Annotated in this window: 5 protein-coding genes and 1 pseudogene; all 6 read right to left on the bottom strand. The window is 40.4% G+C overall.

What is annotated here, in order from left to right; all coding sequences use genetic code 11:
- Positions 1–86: 86 nt before the first annotated feature.
- Positions 87–362 carry a type II toxin-antitoxin system RelE/ParE family toxin gene (locus tag GQR53_RS20265; RefSeq protein ID WP_165745037.1) on the bottom strand — a complete coding sequence of 92 codons (276 nt, stop codon included), beginning with the start codon at positions 360–362 and terminating at the stop codon, positions 87–89.
- Positions 363–364: 2 nt separating this feature from the next.
- Positions 365–643: a type II toxin-antitoxin system RelB/DinJ family antitoxin gene (locus tag GQR53_RS20260; protein ID WP_165745036.1), complete on the bottom strand. Its 279-nt coding sequence runs from the start codon at positions 641–643 to the stop codon at positions 365–367.
- Positions 644–844: 201 nt separating this feature from the next.
- A complete protein-coding gene (locus GQR53_RS20255; protein ID WP_024598678.1) occupies positions 845–1,054 on the bottom strand; it encodes an AlpA family phage regulatory protein in 210 nt (69 codons plus the stop codon).
- 65 nt (positions 1,055–1,119) lie between these two features.
- Positions 1,120–2,478 carry a type II toxin-antitoxin system HipA family toxin gene (locus GQR53_RS20250; RefSeq protein ID WP_165745035.1) on the bottom strand — a complete coding sequence of 453 codons (1,359 nt, stop codon included), beginning with the start codon at positions 2,476–2,478 and terminating at the stop codon, positions 1,120–1,122.
- Positions 2,468–2,758: a helix-turn-helix transcriptional regulator gene (locus GQR53_RS20245; protein ID WP_024598676.1), complete on the bottom strand. Its 291-nt coding sequence runs from the start codon at positions 2,756–2,758 to the stop codon at positions 2,468–2,470. Before GQR53_RS20245 ends, GQR53_RS20250 begins: the two co-directional genes overlap by 11 nt.
- A 767-nt stretch (positions 2,759–3,525) precedes the next feature.
- A pseudogene (locus GQR53_RS20240) lies at positions 3,526–3,665 on the bottom strand (elongation factor Tu); the annotation flags it as partial.

Raw genomic sequence — 3,665 nt, 5'->3', positions numbered from 1 at the left:
AACAACAGGAGATGTGATCAAGAGACAGGTGTCAGGATAGTTGTCGCCTGTTCGGCTCACAGCTGAGCAAAGTTTTGGCAACAGAGTCATTTTGGAAACTTCTGCTTTGTATGAAGTACTCTCATAACTCTTATATTTTTACCGTCGAAGTAATATGACACGATCATTGAGATCTCTGGAATAATTAGTAGTCGGCCATTTACCCCTTCACGTTCGACACCCATCTCTGGTTGATATAATAAGTTTTCAACTTTTTCTTCAATGACTTTATCTGTAGCCTCTGCTGCCAGAGCATTGAACTCATACAAAAACTCAAAAATCTTCTCTCTATCGTCTAAAGACTGCTCTTCCCAGTAAATCACTTTTAATCTCGCAACCTAATTTTGGCTTTTCTTTTTTCCATTGCAGTCTTTGCGGCTTCATGCGCGATAAACTTGGAGTTACCCATCTCCATTTTTTTGAATGCTTGGTTTACTTGTTCACTTAACCAAGTTTCATGTGACGCTTTCAATCTTTGCTGGTCAGCTAATTGCTCAGTTAACTCTCGACAAGCGTCACTGATTGTTCTGCCCTGACTTTCAGCCATCTGTTGCGCCAATTTTTTCACATCTTCGTCTATTCGGAATTGAATTCTAGTATCCATAACAACCTCGTCATCACAACTGTACACACAGATTAACTAAGGGCAACTAACAAGTCAATTAAGAAGTGGACTGCCCATAGTTTGCTAAACACCTAATGAGTTATATTTTAGATAACTAATCAAAAAAAACAGCACAGACCTTTATTGAAAACAAAAATAAACGCTAGCAACATTTATTGTTGATAGCGTTATGAGTTGATATTAGCACTGGCGAGACTCGTTTATTCTTGCCAGTAACCAGTTTTGAACTTCACTTTCTACCCAGGCTTTACGCTTACCCATAACAGTTATATTGCTCGGAAAGTTACCCGCTTTAATAAGGTTATAGATACTGCTTTTACACAAGCTTGTTATGCTGGTTACTTCATTCAAACGAAGAAAGCGTTCATTTTGATATTGCATAATTTCCATAGTTTTTCCTGATTATTAGTTGAACCAGGAAAATGAAATATATCTGTATTTATTTAGCTTACTGGCTAGATAAGTAGCGCTGCGTTCTCTTGCTTTCGCTGGGCGAGTGTCTCTGCAATTGCTTGTACAGTTGTTTTACTAACCGCTTGTTTTGTTGCCAAAGATGTAAAGTTATCAATCACATCAACGACTTCATGAATACATTGCTGGGCCTCTTTCCAATTAGCAAAACCTGCACTTGCTGCCAACTTTTGCATTACTTTGAGTGGCGGCGCTTTTCCATGCCCTGCAAAGGCTGTTGCATGCTCATTAAAGGGATGAGGGCTAAATGTAACGTCGTAAAAGGGGGCTAGCTGCCAGTTACCATCATCCCCTTGTAAAAAGCCCCAGTTTTTACTGTGGTCATCTTGGTTAGCTGCAAATAAATTAAAAATGGCACGGCGGAACTGAAGTTGCCCTGCCGCAGGAGACTTACACAGCTGACGACTGGCTTTAATAAGATCACTATAGTCTAAGCTAGGAGTACGAAAGTCGGCATCTAATAAGCCACAGGCACTATGCATATGCAAACGCCCTGCATGATGTACACTATCGGCTTTATTTGCCGGTAGCCCTTGTTCTTTGGGTAAATAGTCAAAACGTTTCAGTGCTAGCCAAGCCTTTGCGCCACTATTTGGTGGCGCATCAATTAACTGCCAAACCGGTGGCTGGCATTTAGCTTGCTCAGCCATTTGTAGATACACGGCTTCACATAAGCCCTCTTCATGACCTAGAGCCAAATTCTTCGACGTAAACTTAACCAACCATGCCTCATCTCCTGGCTGTGCATACGTACGACATTGCTTTGCATCACCAGCAGGCATATAAACTTGTGCTTTAGGCCTTGCTCCACCTGAGCTCCCCACAGCAACCAAGGTTGCTAAAACGTGTTGGGTATTACCATCTAATTCTTCAGCCTCCTTATAATCAAGAATGGACTGATCAAACAAGGTTTGTGCTTCTAGTCCAAGTGTTGCTATGTCAATATTTTGATGTTGTTCAGGTGAAAACGCTGATACAGGCGTAAAAGACAATCCCCCCATCCCTTGGCTGCCAACAAAAGCTAAACGATCCATTGCTGTTACTTGCGCAGGTAAAACGCCTTGCTGGCGAAATATTCGGTCTTGGAGTAACAACCCCCAGCCATCAGGTAAACTATCACCAAAAACGCCATGAATCCCCTGGTGAGGCTCTTTAGGTGCTTGTTGAAGCTGTCCATTAGCTTGTAAAGTAAACGGGGATAAATTTCCAAATTTACTAATGTATTCATCAAAGTACTGAAAGAATACTCCCTGGCGGTTTTGAGCTAACACGCCCACCGACACAGTCTCACCCGTTGCAAGCGTTCGTTGCACATTGAGCTTTTGAATTGATTTAAAACTCATCTTTAAGGACCTCTTCTATACTAGCGGGTAAAGCATTGCGCTCTGTGCTTACTTGGGTTAGCCGATAAAGCCTATCGAGTGAGTCAAGTGACTGCCATAAGAGTAGTAACTGGCGAAAAGAAATTTGCCCAGTGAGTTCGAATTTTTTAATGGTAGGCGCAGGCACACAACTACGCTGGGCAAGCGCTTCTCGCGATAGTTTAGCCTGCTCACGTAAACCACGAAGGTGCGCTGCAAAAGCTTGGCTAACATCGGTGTCATCTAAAAGTGAAAATTTCATACTCAACCTCATGGATACAGTAGTGTCTATTATAGTTTAAAAAATCGGTATTTAGATACAGTAATATCCATTTATTATAAGATAAGAGCATTTATGGAGAAAAGAGTATAAAGCTGGTATATTTCAAACTAGTAGATTTCTTAGTGTGTTTGTTTTAGTGAACGCCTCTATACATTAAGGATCAACCAGCTGGTGGTTAAATCGGTGGTTAACAATCAACATTACGCACAACAACACACTTCAAACATCTGATATATATAAATTAATAAATACTAATCAACATTCAGATCCAAAACATCGAATAGTTTTCAGCTAAGTATGACACATTCATAACTTATCAAAACCCGAGCTTAGCTCGGGTTTTTAGTAATACCACTAATAATACTTTGAGTATTGTTACCAAGTATCTTCACCTAAAGTTAAAGCGGCATCTTAAATCGTACTTTATTTTAGACATTAAAAAGCCCGAGACTAAGCTCAGGCTTTTTGGTAATAATTAGCTAGGCTAATAATTACGCTTTGAACGTTACTAAAACGCACCTACACCTGAAGTAAGAGCACCACCTTCATATGGCACTTTATTTTAGACATTAAAAAACCCGAGCTTAGCTCGGGTTTTTAGTAATACCACTAATGATACTTTGAGTATTGTTACCAAGTATCTTCACCTAAGGTTAAAGCGGCATCTTAAATCGTACTTTATTTTAGACATTAAAAAGCCCGAGACTAAGCTCGGGCTTTTTGGTAATAATTAGCTAGGCTAATAATTACGCTACGATAGTTGCTACAACACCAGCACCTACAGTACGACCACCTTCACGGATAGCAAAACGAAGACCTTCATCCATCGCGATTGGTGCGATTAGAGTTACTGTCATCTTGATGTTATCACCAGGCATTACCATTT

The organism is Pseudoalteromonas sp. Z9A6 (genome assembly GCF_011378805.1).
Taxonomy (GTDB): domain Bacteria; phylum Pseudomonadota; class Gammaproteobacteria; order Enterobacterales; family Alteromonadaceae; genus Pseudoalteromonas; species Pseudoalteromonas distincta.
Note: the sequence above shows the minus strand (reverse complement) of the source record. Positions and strands in the feature narration are given on the sequence as shown.